A 17,571-nucleotide genomic window follows, 5' to 3' on the forward strand; every position below is an offset into this window, starting at 1 on the left:
TGGTTTGCACAATCTGTTGGTACACTTCGGGGAACTTTTCTCCCGTTCGATGGACAAATAAGGTTGGTCAAAAGGATGTCTCCCTCTTCACGCGGTTCTTCAATCTGGTTTCCTGTCTTACTGCTCTTGCTCGCCATGACCTCAATTCAGGGCGGGGCCGCGCTGGCAAAAACCCTGTTTCCGGTAGTCGGCGCACCGGGGATCACCGCCCTGCGTCTTGGGCTGGGCACGCTTATTCTTTGCCTTATCTTCAAACCCTGGCGGCTGCGGTTCAGCCGCGATCGCGTAGTACCTCTGGTTTTGTATGGCCTGGCGCTGGGCGGCATGAACTATACGTTTTATCTGGCGCTGCGTACCGTCCCGCTGGGCATTGCCGTTGCGTTGGAATTTGTCGGTCCGCTGACGCTGGCGCTGGTGGGGTCGAGAAAGCCTCGCGATTTTCTCTGGGTGGCGCTGGCGTTGCTTGGGCTGTGGCTTTTGCTGCCTCTTGGCAAGAGCATGTCGGGCATCGATCCCAAAGGCGCATTTTTTGCGCTGCTGGCTGGTGCCTGCTGGGCCATCTATATTCTGAGCGGCCAACGCGCAGGAGCGGAGCACGGCCCTGCTACCGTCGCCATGGGATCGCTGATCGCTTCGCTGGTCTTTGTCCCTGTTGGCTTTACGTTTGCCGAAAGCGGCGTCTGGAACCTGGCAGTTTTACCGGTTGCGCTTATTGTCGCCATTCTTTCCAGCGCGTTCCCCTATACGCTGGAGATGGTCGCGCTGACCCGGCTGCCGGCCAGGACGTTTGGCACACTGATGAGCCTGGAGCCGGCCATGGGCGCGCTTTCCGGCATGATTTTCCTGGGCGAGCTGCTGACGCTGCCGCAATGGCTGGGCCTGCTGTCGATTATTATCGCCTCGGCAGGCGCTACGCTGAGTCTGCGTCCCGCTAAGCAAAAAGTCGTTCCGATTAGCGAGCTGCGTGAATAGCTATATTCAGAAAAGTTTATCCCGGCAGACAAATTTAAAGAGGCGTCTGTTAAAAAAGGAATATGTCATATATGGCTCGGATAATTCTGAGCCAATTTAATAAATCGTGGCTTTTTAACAGGGTTTTTTACGCAATTTGTAACGAAACGATAAATTAAAAATCTATTTTTTATCAGTCATTTATCTTTATCAATCTAAATGAGAATATTTATTAATCGCATTCGATAAATTATTCCTCTTTAATACCAGTCAGTTAAACCCTAAGGCCGCTACTATTTGTGCGATAGGCAGTATCGTGATGGCAATGTTGAAAAGCGCTGCTATACTTATTCGGTACATTCAGGACAACTGACCATTAAGAGGATATTAATGATGAGTACCGCTAAACTGGTAAAAACGACTGCGACCGATCTGCATTACACCCGCAACAACGTGGCCGATGAGGAAAAGAAAGCCACCATTGAGGTGTTGAATCGTCTGGTAACGGAATTCATTGATTTGTCCCTGATTACCAAACAGGCGCACTGGAATATGCGCGGCGCTAACTTTATTGGCGTACACGAAATGCTGGACGGTTTCCGCACTACGATTACCGATCATCAGGACACCATTGCAGAGCGCGTAGTACAGCTGGGCGGCGTGGCGTTGGGCACCACTCAGGTAGTGAACGATCGCACTCCGCTGAAAAGCTATCCGCTGAACATTCATACCGTTCAGGATCACCTTAAAGCGCTGGCAGAACGCTATGCCGTTGTCGCTAACGATACTCGTAAAGCGATTAGTGAAGTTGAAGACGAAGATACCGCAGATATCTTTACCGCCGCTTCCCGCGACCTGGATAAATTCCTGTGGTTTATCGAATCTAACATCGAGTAAGTCGATGCGGGCTGCGCTCAGTAGCCCCCCTTTTCATAGCGTGGTTTTGCGAGCAGATGAGGCCTTTCATCTGCTCTTCTTATATGGAGGAAAGCGATGGCCAGTGGTTGGGCACGTGATGATGCCGTACAGGAACAGATCGACTCAACGGTAGAAGATGCCGTTAATCGCGCCCGGCGCGCCATTCATCATGGCGCCAGCGCAAAATATTGCGAAGAGTGCGGGGATGCCATTCCTGAAGCTCGCCGTCTGGCCCTGCCCGGCGTGCAATATTGTATTCAATGCCAGGCACAGCGAGACAAACAGCAGCAGTCGACGCTTTTTAATCGCCGCGGCAGTAAAGACAGCCAGCTGCGTTAATCACGCGAGCGCTCTCGCACCCTTTCCTTTTTTACTTTGTTTTTTATCCTCCGCCAGGTTAAAACTGGATTGCACCATAATGAAACCAGCGCACTGTTTTGGTGCCTCATTATGGTGCATCGCGCTACTTAAGGCGTAATTATCCCTGTTAAATTGACTCAACGTGCTGTTTTCAATATATTTTGAAAACCTGGCATAGTTTTTTCATATGGCTGCTGGCATTCAATCGGACAAGGCGCTTGTCCGACTGCAATAAGGATAAAAAGATGAAGTCACTTGTTAAGTTTTCCCTGGCTGCGCTGACGCTGGCGTTTGCCGTCTCTTCTACCGCCGCAGAAAAAAAGCTGGTTGTCGCCACCGATACCGCCTTTGTTCCTTTTGAGTTCAAACAGGGTAACCAATATGTGGGCTTCGATGTGGAGCTGTGGGCGGCTATCGCGAAGGAACTGAAGCTGGACTATACCCTTAAACCAATGGATTTTAGCGGTATCATTCCGGGTCTGCAGACGCGTAACGTCGATCTGGCGCTGGCCGGTATCACTATCACTGACGCCCGCAAGCAGGCGATTGATTTCTCCGACAGCTACTATAAAAGCGGTCTGCTGGTGATGGTCAAAGCCAATAACGACAAAATTCAGGGTCTGAAAGATCTTGATGGCAAAGTCGTTGCGGTGAAAAGCGGCACCGGCTCCGTGGATTACGCTAAGCAGCACATCAAAACCAAAGATCTGCGCCAGTTCCCTAATATCGATAATGCCTATATGGAGCTGGGCACGGGCCGTGCGGACGCCGTGCTGCACGATACGCCAAACATCCTTTACTTCATTAACACCGCAGGCAAAGGCCAGTTCAAAGCCGTAGGCGAATCGATCGAAGCGCAGGATTACGGTATCGCCTTCCCGAAAGGCAGCGACGAGCTGCGTGAAAAAGTAAACGGCGCGCTGAAAACGCTGCGTGCAAACGGTACCTACAACACAATTTATAAAAAATGGTTCGGTTCCGAGCCTAAATAATCGCTTTTACTTTTCGCAGGCGCGCTGTGCGCCTGCGTTTTCCACACCAACGAAATATGGTTTTGATCCGGAGAAATAAGAATGCAGTTTGACTGGAGCGCCATCTGGCCATCTATTCCGGCCCTGCTTGAGGGCGCCCGCCTGACGCTGTGGATATCCGTCCTCGGCCTGATCGGCGGCCTGATTATCGGCCTTATAGCGGGTTTTGCCCGCGCTTACGGCGGCTGGCTGTCGCGTAATATCGCCCTGGTCTTTATTGAACTGATCCGCGGCACGCCGATTGTCGTACAGGTGATGTTTATCTATTTTGCGCTGCCGATGGCCTTTAACGATTTGCGCATCGACCCTTTCAGCGCGGCAGTGGTCACCATCATGATTAACTCCGGTGCTTATATCGCTGAAATTACCCGTGGCGCTGTGCTGTCAATCAATAAGGGTTTTCGTGAAGCCGGTCTGGCGCTGGGTCTTTCCAGTCGCGAAACGCTGCGCTACGTTATTATGCCGCTGGCGCTGCGCCGTATGCTGCCGCCGCTGGGCAACCAGTGGATCGTCAGCATCAAGGATACCTCCCTGTTTATCGTTATCGGCGTGGCGGAGCTGACTCGCCAGGGCCAGGAAATCATTGCCGGTAACTTCCGCGCGCTGGAAATCTGGAGCGCCGTAGCCGTTATCTATCTGTTTATTACGCTGGTGCTGAGCTTTGTTCTGCGTCGCATTGAAAAAAGGATGAAGATCCTGTGATTGAATTTAAAAACGTCTCCAAACATTTTGGCGAAACGCAGGTTCTGCATAATATCGATCTGACTATTAAACAGGGCGAGGTCGTGGTGATTATCGGGCCGTCCGGCTCCGGCAAATCCACGCTGCTGCGCTGCATTAACAAGCTGGAAGAGATCACCACCGGCGAGCTGATTGTGGACGGGCTGAAGGTCAACGATCCTAAAGTAGACGATCGCCTGATCCGCCAGGAAGCGGGCATGGTGTTCCAGCAGTTCCATCTGTTCCCGCAGATGAGCGCGCTGGATAACGTCGCTTTTGGCCCAATCCGCGTACGCGGCGCCAGCAAAGCCGATGCGCAGCGTCTGGCAAAAGAGCTGCTGGGCAAGGTCGGCCTGGCCGAACGCGCGCACCATTTCCCGTCGGAGCTTTCCGGCGGCCAACAGCAGCGTGTGGCCATTGCCCGCGCGCTGGCGGTCAAGCCGAAGATGATGCTGTTCGATGAGCCAACCTCCGCGCTGGATCCGGAGCTGCGTCATGAAGTGCTGAAGGTAATGCAGGACCTGGCGGAAGAAGGCATGACCATGGTTATTGTGACGCACGAAGTGGGCTTTGCGAAGAAAGTCGCTTCACGCCTGATCTTTATCGATAAAGGCCGCATTGCGGAAGACGGCGATCCGGCAGAGCTGATTGATAACCCGCCGGGCGCACGCCTGCAGGAATTCTTACAGCACGTCTCCTAATTTTTTGGGGCGGTCAGGCCGCCCCGCTTTCCCGGCCCGCTCTTAAAAAACTCTTCCCCCCCTCTCTCCTTTTCTTTGTCCGGCTATACTTGCTGCTCGACGCTTCTTTGCGCCGTTAAAGGAGAATATGATGTCGGGAACCCCGCCCTTCTGGCGCTGTATGTTCAGATGGCTACCGTTAGTCGCTGCTGTTTTTTGCTGTCAGGCTGAGGCCGTCAGCCTGCCTGTCGCCGCCGTTGCGGCGTCCCGGTCGCAACCCGCGGCCGATGCTTCCGGCGAACCGAGCCTGGAAGAGAAAAAAGCCGCCTACGCCGCGCTGGCCAACATTTTGCAAAATGATCAATCGCGAACCGAGCTGATTAACCAGCTGCGGAGCGCTTCCGAAAGCACTGCTAAAACTGAAGATCCCGTGCTGACGCCGCCGGATGAAGAAGAAGATAAAACGGTGCTGGAAAGCGTCACCGACGTCAGCCGTCAGTTTGGCAGCGAGGTGCTGGGTAAAGTAGAAAAACTCCACCGCAATATCGTTAACGCTCCTCATAAAACCTTTAACCCAAAAACTTTTTATAACGCGCTGAGCCACTTTGCGATGCTGGCCATCGCACTGTTCACTTTCTACTGGCTGCTCTGCCGGGCGGCGACGCCGCTTTATCGCCGCATGGGGTCATGGGGCCGCCGTAAAAATAGCGAGCGCACCAGCTGGCTGCACCTCCCGGCGATGATCCTGGGCGCGTTTATCATTGATTTGCTGCTGCTGGGCATCGCGCTGTTTGTCGGCCAGATGCTCAGCGATACGCTCAATGCCGGTAGCAGGACGATTGCCCGCCAGCAGGGCCTGTTCTTAAGCGCTTTTGCACTGATTGAATTCTTCAAGGCGATCCTGCGGCTGATTTTCTGCCCGCGCTATCCGCAGCTGCGTTTTTTCCATCTTTCTGACGAGCGCGCTAACTACTGGAATACGCGGCTAAGCTGGCTGAGCAGCGTTATCGGCTACGGACTGCTGGTTATCGTGCCTATTGTTTCTAATCAGGTTAACGTGCAAGCGGCGGCGCTGGTTAACCTGGTTTTGATGTGTCTGATCACCGGGTGGGCGCTTTATCTGATTTTCCGCAACCGCCGCCCCGTGCAGCTGGCGCTGGTTCAGCTGGCCGACCGCTCGATGAGCTTTTTTTCACTGTTTATCCGCGCTTTCGCCGTCATCTGGCACTGGCTTGCCAGCGCCTATTTTATCGCGCTGTTCCTGCTCTCGATCTTTAACCCCGGCGACAGCCTCAGATTTATGATGTCCGCTACCGTGCGTTCGCTGGCAATAATAGGGCTGGGCGCGCTGATTTCCGGCGTTCTCAGCCGCTGGATCTCAAAAACCATTATTCTCTCGCCAGAGCTGCGTCGCAACTATCCCGAGCTACAAAAAAGAGTGAACGGCTGGGTTTCCATGATGTTAAAGCTGGCGCGTACGCTGACGGTGTTTGCCGTCTGCCTGCTGCTGCTGAACGCCTGGAATCTTTTCGACCTCTGGCATTGGCTGACGGTCGGCGCAGGCGTGAAGCTGGTAGATGTGATCATCCGTATTGTCATGATCCTGTTTTTCTCGGCGGTGGGCTGGACACTGCTTGCCAGTCTGATCGAGAGCCGTCTCGCTTCCGATTCTCACGGCAGGCCGATGCCCAGCGCCAGAACCCGCACGCTGCTGACGCTGTTTCGCAACGCGCTGGCCGTGGTCATCAGTACCATCACTATCATGATCCTGTTGTCGGAAATCGGCGTGAATATCGCGCCGCTGCTGGCGGGCGCAGGCGCGCTGGGCCTGGCGGTATCCTTTGGTTCGCAAACCCTGGTTAAGGATATTATTACCGGTATTTTTATTCAGTTTGAGAACGGAATGAACACGGGCGATTTGGTCACTATCGGCGCCATTACCGGCACGGTGGAGCGCATGTCAATCCGCTCGGTGGGCGTCCGCCAGGATACCGGCGCTTACCATATTATCCCCTGGTCTTCGATCACCACCTTCGCCAATTTCGTGCGCGGCATTGGCTCTTTCGTGGCGAATTACGATGTGGATCGCAGTGAGGACAGCGATAAGGTGAATGCCGCGCTGCACGAGGCGGTGGACGAACTGATGCAGGACGAAACCATTCGCGGCATGGTTATTGGCGAGCCTAATTTCGCCGGACTGGTCGGGCTGACCAACCAGGCCTTTACCGTGCGCGTCTCCTTTACTACCCAACCGCTGAAGCAGTGGACGGTGCGTTTCGCGCTCGACAATAGGGTGAAGAAGCATTTTGATGCGGCGGGGATCAAAGCGCCGCATCCAACGGTGCAGGTCATGCAAAACGGCAGCGGGCTGGACGCCGCCGCCGCTGTGCCTGCGTTGCCTGCGCCGGAGTAACGGACGGCCGTACTGGCGGTATTAAAGACGGCTCATCTGGCGTTCGCGAGCCGTCTTTTCCATAAAGGTCCAGGCGATAAAACGGCTCTGCTTTTGGCCCTGAGCCATTTCCACGGTGCGTACGGCCACCGCATCGACCTGCTCCAGTGCACGCCACAGCTCGGGCAGGTTTTCGCGGCGGGACACCAGCGAAGTAAACCACACGCACTGTTTCGCAAAATCCACACTTTCATTAATCATGCGGCTGATAAAGGCTTTTTCGCCGCCTTCACACCACAGCTCCTCCTGCTGGCCGCCGAAATTTAACGGCGCGTTTTTATCCAGACCGAGATTACGCACCTTGCGCTGGGTGCCCTGCTGCGCTTCGCTGGCGGACGCGTGAAACGGCGGGTTGCACAGCACGGCATGATACTGCTCGTTTTTATGAATAACGCCGTGAAAAATCGCCTGCGTATTTTTCTGACGACGCAGGCGAATACCGCGATTCAGGCCCGGATTGGCGGCGATAATGGCGTTAGCGGCGCGCATCGCCTCTTCATTGATTTCGCTGCCGGTAAAGCGCCACTCATATTCCCGATAGCCAATCAGCGGATAAATGCAGTTGGCACCGCAGCCGATATCGAGCACGTTAATATTGCGCGGCGCGACGGCGCGGTTATCTTCCGCCAGCAGGTCGGCCAGATGATGAATATAGTCAGCCCGGCCCGGCACCGGCGGACAAAGAAAACCATCCGGGATCGCCCACTCTTCAACCTGATAGAAATGCTTCAGCAATGCCTGATTTAACATTTTTACCGCGGCCGGATCGGCGAAATTCACCGATTCATCACCGTACTGATTAACCGCCACAAACTCCGCCAGCGGCGGATGACTGGCAATCAGGGCAGGAAAATCATAGCGGCCACGATGGCGGTTACGGGGATGAAGCTGGGTTTTTTCGACAATCTTTTTCATGAACGGCTCTCTTATCTGCAGGCGCGTAAGATACCTGCTGCGGTAAAGATCGTAAACAATTCCCGCCTTTTTTCCCACGGCGAAGCGGCTACTATGTAATAACTATCCCTTTATCAGGAGTTCAGATGTCCTCTTCCCGCCATACTTATCAACCGCGTCTTGGCCACGGTCTGCCTCATGATCCTTTGAACGCCATTATTGGCCCGCGTCCCATCGGCTGGATCAGTTCCCAAAGCGCCAGCGGCGAGCGCAATCTGGCGCCCTACAGCTTTTTTAACTGCTTTAACTATAAGCCGCCTATTATTGGTTTCTCCAGCCAGGGCTGGAAAGACAGCGTGGCGAACATCGTGGAAACAGGCGAGTTTGTCTGGAACCTGGCTACCCGCGAGCTGGCCGTGGCGATGAATGAAAGTTCGGCTTCGCTGCCGCGCGGCGAGGATGAATTCGCTTTTTCCGGCGTGACGCCCATTCCCGGCACGCAGGTAGCGGTCAGCATGGTAGTCGAAAGCCCGGTGAATTTTGAATGCAAGCTGACGCAGGTTATCCAGCTGCAAGACGCCGACGGCGGCAAGCTGGAGCAGTGGCTGGTGCTGGGCGAAGCGGTGGCGATACATATCGATCACAAGCTGCTGGAAAACGGCATCTATCAGACGGCGAAAGCCAACCCTATATTGCGGGCGGGCGGCCCCAGCGCCTATTACGCCATTAGCGACGATTTACGTTTTGATTTGGTACGGCCGGACGCGCGCCAGTCCTGAGCCGTTCTGTGCCGCCTTGTACAGGGCGGCTTAGATCGCTTTCTTTTAGCTTATACAGCATTGCTATCAGGCAAGCTCGCCGGGCAGCCTGGCGCAGATATGCTGGCGGCCGCGCCGTAAGCGGCCGCAGCCACGAAAAGCCTGAGTGAACGGCCACGCCCCGCGCTGTTTTTAGACGCGCAGCTCTGCTTTTCAACGCGAGCAGGAAACCCTGCTGCGCACCTTTTTTTGGTATGATGTTATGCATCCCGAAAGCCATCATGGAGTGATAATGAAGAGAATTGCTATTGATATGGATGAGGTCATTGCCGATTTCCATCCTAAAATGGTCGCCACGTTTAACCGCCATTTCTCGCTGGAACTGGCGCACAGCGAATTCAATCTGTTCAGCCTGGCAGAGGAAAAGCCCGAGATGCTGCAGGAGATCTTTAGCCGGGTCAGCGAAGACGCGGAATTTTTTGGCGATCTGGGCGTCATTGCCGACAGCCAGCGCGTGATTGAGGCGCTAAGCCATCGTTACGAGATCTTTATCACCACGGCCGCCATGCAGATGCCCTCTTCGTTTAATGCAAAATTCCGCTGGTTAAATACCCATTTCCCGGCCATCAAACCCAGTAATATTGTGTTCTGCGGCAACAAAAGCATTATCAATGCGGATTATATGATTGATGATAACGCCCATAATTTCACAGGGTTTTGCGGAGAAGGCATCCTTTATAGCGCCCCGCACAACCTGCAGGTAACCGGCTACAGGCGGGTTAAAAACTGGCAGGAAATAGAGAACCTGTTGCTCTGAGCTCCCTCACTTTTGAAAAATACCTGTCAGGCAGCAGTGCCGCGCTCGCCTTCCGGCTTATCGTCCGCAAAGGAGAAGATATGATCCCCGTTTCGCTGATTCAGGAAGCCATTGAATGGCGCAGACAGTTTCACTTAAGGCCGGAGCTGGGCTATCACGAAGATGAGACTTCACAGCGCGTAGCGGCGCTGCTGCGCGAGTTTGGTTTGCAGGTGCATACGGGCCTGGCAGGCACCGGCGTGGTGGGCACGCTGGAGAACGGTCCCGGTCCCGCTATCGGTTTTCGTGCGGATATGGACGCCCTGCCCATCACCGAGCTGGGCGATGCGCCGTGGCGCTCCTCGCAGCCTGGCGTGATGCACGCCTGCGGACACGATGGCCACACGGCCATGCTGCTGGCGGCGGCGAAACATCTCAGCGCCACGCGGCGGTTCAGCGGCACGCTGCATTTTGTTTTCCAGCCGGCGGAAGAAAACCTGGGCGGTGCCAGAAAAATGGTCGCCGACGGCCTGTTTACGCTGTTTCCCATGGACGCTATCTACGGCCTGCATAACTGGCCAGGCCTGCCGGTCGGTCATGTGGCGGTGAACAGCGGCCCCATGATGGCTTCGCTGGACGCTTTCGAAATTACGCTGCGCGGGAAAAGCTGCCACGCGGCGATGCCGGAAAACGGCGCAGATCCGATCGTAGCCGCCGCGCAGCTCATTCTTGCGCTGCAAACTATCCCGGCCCGACGCCTGTCGCCGCTCTCCTCTGCGGTAGTCAGCATCACGCAAATTAATGGCGGCGAAGCCATTAACGTTATCCCGGAAAGCGTGGTGCTTCGCGGCACGCTAAGATGCCTGCAGGCCGATGTGCGTAGCCGGGTGCGCGGCATGATTGACGACTTTGTCACTACTTTTACCGCGCCGCTGGGCATTGACGGCAGCATTGACTACCTGACCGATTACCCGGTGACCTGCAATCACGCCGCCGCCGCACAGCAGGTTCGCGACTGCGCGCTGGCATTACTGCCGACAGAACAGGTGCACTGGGAAACCAGCCCATCAATGGCGTCGGAAGATTTTGCCTGCATGCTGGAAGCCTGCCCCGGTGCCTATTTCTGGATAGGTGCAGACGGCGAGGTGCCTTCTGCTCCGCTGCATAACGCCCGCTACGATTTTAACGATGATGTTATCCCGGAAGGCGTTACGTTCTGGACGGCGCTGGCGGAAAAGCTTCTGCCGCTCGGATAAGCGCCATGCGCTTTCCGGCCCGACGGGAAGGCTGCCTCGCTTTTTAGATCCACTTCAAAAAAGAATGCAAGAAGCAGGCAGGCACGTAAAAAACTTTGCGTGACCTGTTCCGCTTCATGAAAACGTCGCTGACTTCACGGCCAAACCGCTTTATCCTGACGGCAGATTTTTCAGGGAAGGCGGGATTTATGCACAGAACGCGAAGCGTACTGCCGGATGGCAGACACGCCATGTTATATCGGGTTGAGGCAGGCGAAGCGGGCGTTTACCTGGTGCAGTTAACGGAAATTGTTACGGTTGAGGATTCACTTATTAATTTGCCGCAGGGGCTACTGACAGGTAAACGACCGCACAGGCTAACGTTGAAGGGCGGCTGTTATGATATCGCTTTTGACAGCCTGGATAATATCGAAGCCGACACGCCCTTTTTTAAAAGGCGATTTAGGGGTCAGCGCGCGCAGGCTCTGAACTGCATTATTGATTATATAATCGACAAGCACTACACTGCGTACCGGCCTTATTGCTATACGTTTTTGGCTTTTGACGAACTGCTTTCACGAGCTTATCGCTTGCGAATACTACAGCTCAGCAGAAGCCAGCCGCAGCGGATAGCCGCCGTTTACCCAAACCTTGATCCTCACAGGAGGGGTTATGCCGTTAAACTCAGATAAACCCACCAGGCCGCTGACGCTGGAAGAGGCCATCGCGCTTAAAGCCCGGCGGATGAAAGCTGTTTATGAGCACTTTCAGAAGCAGGACAAAAAGCGCAGCGCATCCGTTATTTTTTTCAGGCCGGATGCGTAACCGCCAGGTAAGGCTTGCAAAGCCTTACCTTTCGAACGCTTACCTGCCCGGCGAAGCCATCCATCCGGCAAAACGTTCAACCTCAGCCCGGCGAAGCGTTCAATCTCAGTCAGGCGAAACGTTCAGCCTCAGCCCGGCGAAGCGTTCAATCTCAGTCAGGCGAAACGTTCAGCCTCAGCCCGGCAAAATCGTTTCCCCGATAAACAGCTTATCGCCGCCTTGGCTAAAACGCTCGGTCCGCCTCAGTATCCGGCCTTCGCGATTTGCTCCAGCGCGCTCTCTACGTCCACCGCGCGGCCCGTAGCGACGTAACAGCAGGCGATCTGCTGACGCAGCGACTGCGGTACCGCTACTTCGCGGTTGAGGCAACGCCTGATCCATTCAGCCGTTGTTTCAGCCTCTTTACCCGCAGGCAGCGCGTCGCGGGCGATATGGCTTTCCGGCTGGCGTGGTAACAGCACCTCTGGCTCCTCTCCGGCAATCAGGTTCAGCGCCGGGCAGCGCTGCGGATTGGCATAAACCTCGCCTTCCGTACCGTTAAGCAGCAGCGCGCGGCCGCCGATGGCCTGGAAGAATTTGCCCACGCGCGGGATATATTCCGGGTGCGACACGCTGGAAAGCCGCAGCGCCGCATCTTCGCCAAACGGCGTCAGCAGCTTCGCCAGCGTATGCGCGCTGTTGCGTACGCCCAGCTGCCAGCGCAGCGAGAGCTGCCGCGCCAGCGGCGCGCAAAGCGTTTCAACCGACACGAAGACCAGTTTGCCCTCTTCCAGCCGCTGCTGCGCTTCCTGCATGTCCGATACCGCCTTAACGCCCAGCGCGGCAAACACCGCCTCACTGGTAACGCGAGTCGGGTCATCGCTAACGCCGTGCACCACCACAGGAAAACCAAGCAGGGAGAGCAGTAGCGCCAGCAGCGGCGTCAGGTTCGCCTGTTTACGCGCGCCGTTATAGCTTGGGATCACCACCGGCATAGGCAGGCTGGCGGGCGGCTGTAGTTTCAGCACGTGCGCCTGTACGGCCTGATAAAAGCCGAGCATCTCCTCCTCGCCCTCGCCTTTGATTCGCAGCGCAATCAGGATCGCGCCCATCTCAAGCGGCGACACCTTGTCCGCCAGCATCCGGCTGTAAAGCTCGCTGGCGGTAGCGAAATCTAGGTCGCGGGCATGATTTTTCCCTCGGCCGATCTCTTTAATAATTTTTGTATAGTCCATGCTTCTGCTCTGTTGGGTGGTTAGCGACGGCGGCGACGTACGGTTTTCTTACCCGGTACGGCCGCAACGGCTTTTGGCGGCTCCCCCGGCGGCATAGGCGGCTGCTCAATGGGGAAAACCGGTAGCGCGCCTAGCAGGCGCGCGCCATAGCTTTTGGTCAGCAAACGACGATCGTAAATCACTATCTCGCCGAAACAGTCGTGGCTGCGGATCAGCCTGCCCACCTGCTGGATCAGGTTAAAGGAGGCGCTCGGCAGGCTTTGTACTTCAAAAGGATAGCGCTTCAGGCTTTTCAGCCATTCGCCCTCCGTCAAAATAACCGGACTGTCCACCGGCGGAAAGGCAATTTTATGGATATGCACCTGCGACAGCAGGTCACCCTTCAGATCCAGCCCTTCGGCAAAGGATTGCAGGCCCACCAGCACGCTGGTTTCGCCCTGCTCCACCTTTTTACGATGTAGCGCCACCAGCGCCGGACGCGGCCTGTCGCCCTGCACCAGCAGCATCAGCCGCAGCTCCGGCAGGTAAGAGATAAACTGCTGCATCGCCCGCCCGCTGGCAAACAGCACCAGCAGCCCTTTGTGTTTGCCTTCTTTAATCTGCTGGCGGAAAAAGTGCGCCATTTCCGCCAGGTGTTCCACTTCGTTAGCCAGCATCGGCTCGTAGCGCATCTGCGGGATAATCAGCTTGCCCTGCTCAACGTGGTTAAAAGGCGAATCCAGCGCGACAAAGCGATCGCCCGGCTTTTCGCTCAGGCCCGCCATTTCCTGCAGGCGCTGAAAGCTGTTCAGCGAGCGTAGCGTGGCCGAGGTCAGCACCACGTGCGGGATTTTACGCCACAGCAGTTTTTCCAGCTGCTCGCTGACGCGGATACCGGCGCAGTGAAACAGTAAGTGCGGGTTACCTTCACGCAGCTCGCGCGTCACCCATTTGGACACCGGCGCGCCGGAGGCCTGCGCCATTGAGGCGAGCCGCCACAGCTTGCTGCTGGCCTCGAACCAGCCCAGTGCGCGGTTCATCTGGATCAGCGTACGGTGCAGGCGCACTACGTCGAACTGCCCCGTTTTTTCACTGAGATCGTTCAGCAGCGCCTCTGCCAGCCCGCGCAGCCCGTCGCTGAGTTTGAACAGGCGCGCGCACAGCGTCATCACCTCTTCCGGCAGCTGGCCCATCTCGAAACGGTATTCGCCTTCCTGATTGCCGGGCGGCAACAGCTGCACCAGGATTTGCGACAGCTGTTGCAGCTGCTCGCGCACCTCTTCACAGTGGGCTTTAAGCCGCTCCGGATTGCCAAGATGCGGCGGCTTTTTCGGCCGGAACTGCGCCATACACTGTTCAACCAGACGACAGAAAAGGTCGAGCTGTAACGTGCTCCAGGCGGGCGTGATATCCCCGCTCATTTCCAGCGCGTCGCGCGCCACGTCCGGCAGGTGGTGTCCTTCATCAAGTACCAGCAGCAGATTTTTCGGCGGCGGCAGCACCGATTCCGTTTCCAGCGCCGCCATGACCAGCGCATGGTTAGCCACCACCACGTCGGCGTTTTCGATTTCCCGCCGGGCCAGGTAGAACGGGCATTCACGGAACCAGTGACAGTTGCTGCCCAGACAGTTGGCTTTATCGGTACTGATGCGCTGCCAGAGCGAATCTTCAATCGTCTCTTCGCAGTGGTCGCGCAGGCCGTCCCACTGATGGCGATCGAGGTTTTTCGCCAGCGTAGTACAGAGCGCCCGCTCATCCTTGCTGGCGGTCATTTCATCATCAAGAAACAGCAGCAAATCGCCCTGCTTTTCTTCATCGCCGCCCAGCGCGGACAGGTTGCGCGGGCAGACGTAGCGACCCCGGCCAAACGCGGCGGTAAAACGCAGATCGGGGATGATCTTCTGCAACAGCGGCAGATCTTTCGTGAAGATCTGATCCTGCAGCGCCACGTTGGCGGTGCTGACCACCAGCGGCTTATCTTCCGCACGGCTGACGGCGATACCGGGGATCAGATAGGAGAGCGTTTTGCCGACGCCGGTCGGGGCTTCAATCGCCAGATGGCGCCCTTCGTCGCCCGCCAGCGTTTTCGCCACTTCGGCAATCATCTGCCGCTGCGGCGCTCGGGAAATAAAATCGGGGATTTGCTGCTGGAGAGCCTTATACCAGCCGGCAATTTGCGCTTTTAACGCGGCAGTTAGCGCCATATCAATCACTTTTTATTGAAACGGCCTGTATTTTTACACAGTATTTCGTTCAGCAATAGTCCCTGAAGGTTAATCCTGCGGCACGGCTCGCAACCTGGTGCTGTCCGCGCCTGCTGACGGGCCGAATTTACTCGCCGCTGTCCGTTTCGATTTTATGGGTGCCCAGCCTGCCGGTAAAAGGCAGCCGCAGCGCCGGATGCTTAAAATCGATGCCGAAATTAAAGGCCAGCACGTTAAACTCTACGCCTTCCTCCGCACCCAGCGTCAGCCCAAGCACGCCCAGCAGTGAAACCTGCAAGCCTTTGCCTGAGGCGGGCAGCCCCACCGGACGGCTCAGCGGGCGGAAATCTTTACCGATGGCGTTCGCAGGCAGATCGAGCTTCAGCTCCGGCACTTCTCTGCCGATATGGGCCAGAAAAGTATTGCTGTTGGGGCCGGGCCAGACCCGATAGCTGTGCGGCCAGGGATAGCTGCCGATAGCGGCTTCGATCGACGGGATCATCGCCGCCGCGCGTTCGCCGCGATGATCGACCAGCAGTCTGGGCTTAGCGCCAAACCAGTAGCCGTCGGGCAAAGCGTAATTATGGCGAATAACGTTGCTGCTGCCCCAGCTGACCACCTCGTAGCGGTGATACTGGCTCTCGCCGGCCTTTTTAAAAATGATCCACGGATGGACGGCGAACAGTCCACGCCAGCCAAAGGTCGGCGCGGTATAAACCTGCACGATGGCCGTATCGATAAACTTCTGCGGATCGGGCGCCATCTCTGCCGAATCACGTCTGGCTGTGGACCAATGTTGGCCATTGATGGCGACGCCGCTGTGGGTCGCCTTAACGTAGCTCTGCGCGAAAGAGAGCAGCAGCATACAGATAAAACTGATACCTATCACTTTTACAAGGAACATAATACCTTTGGCTGCCCGCAGCTGCGGGTCGGATCAGAGAGTGGGATAACATCAGCGAGCAGCATGCTGTCGCTTAAGGTGTGAGCAGAATCACATTACTGAAAACCGGCGCGGCATTCAATCTTTGTCCACCGCATGCCGTCGTGAGTAAAATTCACAAAAACCGGCCGGTTGCCCGGCCTTTTAGTTATTCGTCAGTTAATTGCTCTGGCTGGCAACCGTACAGCTCCGCCAGCTTGTGCAAATTAAAATTGCGTGGTCTCTCGCTTTTTTCCATGGCTGATACAGAAGCCTGAGTAATGTTCAGCGCCTCAGCGACCTGCTTTTGGGTCAGGCCACGATAAAGACGCCACGCCGCATGAAGCGTTACGCCTTTTTGCACAGAAATATCGACTACCTCGCCGGGGATAAAAGCATCATCATTTTTTCCCGCAACATAGGGTACTGATTCCCATAATTCAGCCAGATCGGCGCTTTGCGTTAGTTTTTCAAATAGCGCTATTGGCACTATTGCCGCCTTGCGATTTCCGGCGCTGTCAGTGATGAATTCAATCATATCGTTTCTCATTGTAGTAGACCGGCAATAATGAAGTTATTTAAGACAAATTCGGCAAATCGAATTTTATTCAATAAGTTTTGCTGGTACGCCTCGCAATTTGCTGGATGGCAATGATTTTGGGTTCCCCGTCTTTTACATAGTCGAATAATACCCGATAGTTACCCCATCTTAGCCGGTAATCGGCTTCACCTGCCGTCAAGGGCTTTACGTCCAGATTTGGCGTGTGCAGCGGAAAATTTTTTAACTCATTCACCGCTGCGTTAATCGCTTCTCTGTCGCTTTTGCTTTTGATAGCAAGAAGTTGTTTCCGCGCTGCTTTGCGCCATTTCAGTTCCGGCATTCCTTGCCCACCTTTTAGAGGATACATCCTTATCAAACTCGATAAATATAGATATTATATTCTATGAGAACAACATAAAAATAGAACTACGTCGTGTTTTTATCTATAAAAACTGGCGACGGCTATTGTATCCGGGACTGCGAGGGCTGTAGCTATACACCCGCCGTGACCTGTTTGTACATAACGGTAGTCGCTTCCGGTTCGCCACGGGTCGAGAGAGCAAAATACGGGATCTGCCCGCAAACCTGCCAGCCCTGCGCAAGGTAAAGCTGCTCGGCCGCATCGCCGGAGCGCGTATCAAGCACCAGCAGCGTTTTGCCCTCCTGCTCCGCCAGCCGTTCAGCGCGGCCTAACAGCTCACGAGCGATGCCCTGCCGTCTGGCATCAGGATGTACCAGCAATTTGGCGATTTCTGCGCGATGAGAGCCGTTTGGCTTGCCGCAAAATTCTACGATGACCGTGCCGACAATCTCCTGCTGTCGACGTGCAACCAGCAGCCGCTTTTCGCCGCTGGCGAGGCTGGCGATTACCCCTGTCCAGAACTGTTTCATAGGTGCAGGTTCGTTACTGACAAAGCCGATACTGGCGCCCAGCGCAACACAAGCGCTCAATACATTGTATAATTCATCTTGGCCTTTAGCGGCCTCTTCTGCGGTAAGAAGCGAATAAGTGATAGTGGTCATAAGTAGCAGATCGTCCTGTAAATCGTGCTTTGGCGACACGTGGATTAACGGGTAGACTACCGTTATCG

At 55.5% G+C, this 17,571-nt stretch carries 19 protein-coding genes; 12 read left to right on the forward strand and 7 right to left on the reverse strand.

What is annotated here, in order from left to right:
- Positions 1–75 precede the first annotated feature (75 nt).
- The 7 genes from rhtA to ybiO all read left to right on the forward strand — a co-directional run bounded on the left by rhtA (position 76) and on the right by ybiO (position 7,073).
- Entirely contained in the window at positions 76–972 is an 897-nt protein-coding gene (rhtA, locus tag ACMGEE_RS05780) for a threonine/homoserine exporter RhtA (protein ID WP_301251257.1), read from the forward strand.
- 372 nt (positions 973–1,344) lie between these two features.
- Positions 1,345–1,848, forward strand: a complete 504-nt coding sequence (gene dps, locus ACMGEE_RS05785; RefSeq protein ID WP_125288897.1) for a DNA starvation/stationary phase protection protein Dps — start codon at positions 1,345–1,347, stop codon at positions 1,846–1,848.
- Between the two features lie 96 nt (positions 1,849–1,944).
- The gene (locus ACMGEE_RS05790) at positions 1,945–2,208 is read left to right on the forward strand and encodes a DksA/TraR family C4-type zinc finger protein (RefSeq protein ID WP_253454781.1); all 264 of its coding nucleotides are present in this window, start codon (positions 1,945–1,947) and stop codon (positions 2,206–2,208) included.
- Positions 2,209–2,474: 266 nt separating this feature from the next.
- The gene (gene glnH / locus ACMGEE_RS05795) at positions 2,475–3,221 is read left to right on the forward strand and encodes a glutamine ABC transporter substrate-binding protein GlnH (RefSeq protein ID WP_253454782.1); all 747 of its coding nucleotides are present in this window, start codon (positions 2,475–2,477) and stop codon (positions 3,219–3,221) included.
- Positions 3,222–3,302: 81 nt separating this feature from the next.
- Positions 3,303–3,962, forward strand: a complete 660-nt coding sequence (gene glnP / locus ACMGEE_RS05800; RefSeq protein ID WP_125288792.1) for a glutamine ABC transporter permease GlnP — start codon at positions 3,303–3,305, stop codon at positions 3,960–3,962.
- Positions 3,959–4,681 carry a glutamine ABC transporter ATP-binding protein GlnQ gene (glnQ, locus tag ACMGEE_RS05805; RefSeq protein WP_125288793.1) on the forward strand — a complete coding sequence of 241 codons (723 nt, stop codon included), beginning with the start codon at positions 3,959–3,961 and terminating at the stop codon, positions 4,679–4,681. The genes glnP and glnQ overlap by 4 nt, the downstream gene beginning before the upstream one ends.
- Before the next feature lie 160 nt (positions 4,682–4,841).
- On the forward strand, positions 4,842–7,073 hold the full coding sequence (ybiO, locus tag ACMGEE_RS05810) for a mechanosensitive channel protein (protein WP_436829867.1): 2,232 nt from the start codon (positions 4,842–4,844) through the stop codon (positions 7,071–7,073).
- Positions 7,074–7,094: 21 nt separating this feature from the next.
- Here ybiO and rlmF read toward each other — a convergent pair whose 3' ends face one another.
- Positions 7,095–8,027: a 23S rRNA (adenine(1618)-N(6))-methyltransferase RlmF gene (gene rlmF, locus ACMGEE_RS05815; RefSeq protein ID WP_436829793.1), complete on the reverse strand. Its 933-nt coding sequence runs from the start codon at positions 8,025–8,027 to the stop codon at positions 7,095–7,097.
- 125 nt (positions 8,028–8,152) lie between these two features.
- Between rlmF and ACMGEE_RS05820 the strand changes: the two genes are divergently transcribed.
- From ACMGEE_RS05820 to ACMGEE_RS05840, 5 genes are all read left to right on the forward strand, one after another.
- Positions 8,153–8,785 carry a flavin reductase family protein gene (locus tag ACMGEE_RS05820; protein ID WP_436829794.1) on the forward strand — a complete coding sequence of 211 codons (633 nt, stop codon included), beginning with the start codon at positions 8,153–8,155 and terminating at the stop codon, positions 8,783–8,785.
- A 271-nt stretch (positions 8,786–9,056) separates the two neighbouring features.
- The gene (locus tag ACMGEE_RS05825) at positions 9,057–9,581 is read left to right on the forward strand and encodes a 5' nucleotidase, NT5C type (RefSeq protein WP_253454785.1); all 525 of its coding nucleotides are present in this window, start codon (positions 9,057–9,059) and stop codon (positions 9,579–9,581) included.
- Between the two features lie 80 nt (positions 9,582–9,661).
- Positions 9,662–10,816 (forward strand): M20 aminoacylase family protein, encoded by a 1,155-nt coding sequence (locus ACMGEE_RS05830; RefSeq protein WP_253454786.1) that lies wholly within the window; start codon positions 9,662–9,664, stop codon positions 10,814–10,816.
- Between the two features lie 95 nt (positions 10,817–10,911).
- Entirely contained in the window at positions 10,912–11,487 is a 576-nt protein-coding gene (locus ACMGEE_RS05835; protein ID WP_253454787.1) for a hypothetical protein, read from the forward strand.
- A complete protein-coding gene (locus ACMGEE_RS05840; protein WP_253454788.1) occupies positions 11,468–11,620 on the forward strand; it encodes a hypothetical protein in 153 nt (50 codons plus the stop codon). Before ACMGEE_RS05835 ends, ACMGEE_RS05840 begins: the two co-directional genes overlap by 20 nt.
- Before the next feature lie 242 nt (positions 11,621–11,862).
- Here the strand turns inward: ACMGEE_RS05840 and ybiB are convergent, their stop codons facing one another.
- From ybiB to ACMGEE_RS05870, 6 genes are all read right to left on the reverse strand, one after another.
- Positions 11,863–12,834 (reverse strand): DNA-binding protein YbiB, encoded by a 972-nt coding sequence (gene ybiB, locus ACMGEE_RS05845; protein ID WP_436829795.1) that lies wholly within the window; start codon positions 12,832–12,834, stop codon positions 11,863–11,865.
- A 20-nt stretch (positions 12,835–12,854) separates the two neighbouring features.
- Complete coding sequence (gene dinG / locus ACMGEE_RS05850) at positions 12,855–15,017, reverse strand: ATP-dependent DNA helicase DinG (protein WP_253454790.1); 2,163 nt, start codon at positions 15,015–15,017, stop codon at positions 12,855–12,857.
- Positions 15,018–15,144: 127 nt separating this feature from the next.
- On the reverse strand, positions 15,145–15,921 hold the full coding sequence (locus tag ACMGEE_RS05855; protein ID WP_436829796.1) for a DUF3750 domain-containing protein: 777 nt from the start codon (positions 15,919–15,921) through the stop codon (positions 15,145–15,147).
- Between the two features lie 187 nt (positions 15,922–16,108).
- Entirely contained in the window at positions 16,109–16,477 is a 369-nt protein-coding gene (locus tag ACMGEE_RS05860) for a helix-turn-helix domain-containing protein (protein WP_253454792.1), read from the reverse strand.
- A gap of 70 nt (positions 16,478–16,547) precedes the next feature.
- Positions 16,548–16,820 (reverse strand): type II toxin-antitoxin system RelE family toxin, encoded by a 273-nt coding sequence (locus tag ACMGEE_RS05865; protein ID WP_301251263.1) that lies wholly within the window; start codon positions 16,818–16,820, stop codon positions 16,548–16,550.
- 152 nt (positions 16,821–16,972) lie between these two features.
- Positions 16,973–17,503: a GNAT family N-acetyltransferase gene (locus tag ACMGEE_RS05870; RefSeq protein WP_253454794.1), complete on the reverse strand. Its 531-nt coding sequence runs from the start codon at positions 17,501–17,503 to the stop codon at positions 16,973–16,975.
- Between the last annotated feature and the right edge of the window lie 68 nt (positions 17,504–17,571).

Origin of the sequence: Erwinia artemisiae, from assembly GCF_051400835.1 — a bacterium.
GTDB lineage: Bacteria > Pseudomonadota > Gammaproteobacteria > Enterobacterales > Enterobacteriaceae > Erwinia > Erwinia aeris.

Bases quoted from the DNA above. Each gene is read 5' to 3' on its own strand.
- rhtA (WP_301251257.1), top strand. From the start codon at position 76: ATGTCTCCCTCTTCACGCGGTTCTTCAATCTGGTTTCCTGTCTTACTG.
- dps (WP_125288897.1), top strand. From the start codon at position 1,345: ATGAGTACCGCTAAACTGGTAAAAACGACTGCGACCGATCTGCATTAC.
- ACMGEE_RS05790 (WP_253454781.1), top strand. From the start codon at position 1,945: ATGGCCAGTGGTTGGGCACGTGATGATGCCGTACAGGAACAGATCGAC.
- glnH (WP_253454782.1), top strand. From the start codon at position 2,475: ATGAAGTCACTTGTTAAGTTTTCCCTGGCTGCGCTGACGCTGGCGTTT.
- glnP (WP_125288792.1), top strand. From the start codon at position 3,303: ATGCAGTTTGACTGGAGCGCCATCTGGCCATCTATTCCGGCCCTGCTT.
- ybiO (WP_436829867.1), top strand. From the start codon at position 4,842: ATGTTCAGATGGCTACCGTTAGTCGCTGCTGTTTTTTGCTGTCAGGCT.
- rlmF (WP_436829793.1), bottom strand. From the start codon at position 8,027: ATGAAAAAGATTGTCGAAAAAACCCAGCTTCATCCCCGTAACCGCCAT.
- ACMGEE_RS05820 (WP_436829794.1), top strand. From the start codon at position 8,153: ATGTCCTCTTCCCGCCATACTTATCAACCGCGTCTTGGCCACGGTCTG.
- ACMGEE_RS05825 (WP_253454785.1), top strand. From the start codon at position 9,057: ATGAAGAGAATTGCTATTGATATGGATGAGGTCATTGCCGATTTCCAT.
- ACMGEE_RS05830 (WP_253454786.1), top strand. From the start codon at position 9,662: ATGATCCCCGTTTCGCTGATTCAGGAAGCCATTGAATGGCGCAGACAG.
- ACMGEE_RS05840 (WP_253454788.1), top strand. From the start codon at position 11,468: ATGCCGTTAAACTCAGATAAACCCACCAGGCCGCTGACGCTGGAAGAG.
- ybiB (WP_436829795.1), bottom strand. From the start codon at position 12,834: ATGGACTATACAAAAATTATTAAAGAGATCGGCCGAGGGAAAAATCAT.
- dinG (WP_253454790.1), bottom strand. From the start codon at position 15,017: ATGGCGCTAACTGCCGCGTTAAAAGCGCAAATTGCCGGCTGGTATAAG.
- ACMGEE_RS05855 (WP_436829796.1), bottom strand. From the start codon at position 15,921: ATGTTCCTTGTAAAAGTGATAGGTATCAGTTTTATCTGTATGCTGCTG.
- ACMGEE_RS05860 (WP_253454792.1), bottom strand. From the start codon at position 16,477: ATGATTGAATTCATCACTGACAGCGCCGGAAATCGCAAGGCGGCAATA.
- ACMGEE_RS05865 (WP_301251263.1), bottom strand. From the start codon at position 16,820: ATGCCGGAACTGAAATGGCGCAAAGCAGCGCGGAAACAACTTCTTGCT.
- ACMGEE_RS05870 (WP_253454794.1), bottom strand. From the start codon at position 17,503: ATGACCACTATCACTTATTCGCTTCTTACCGCAGAAGAGGCCGCTAAA.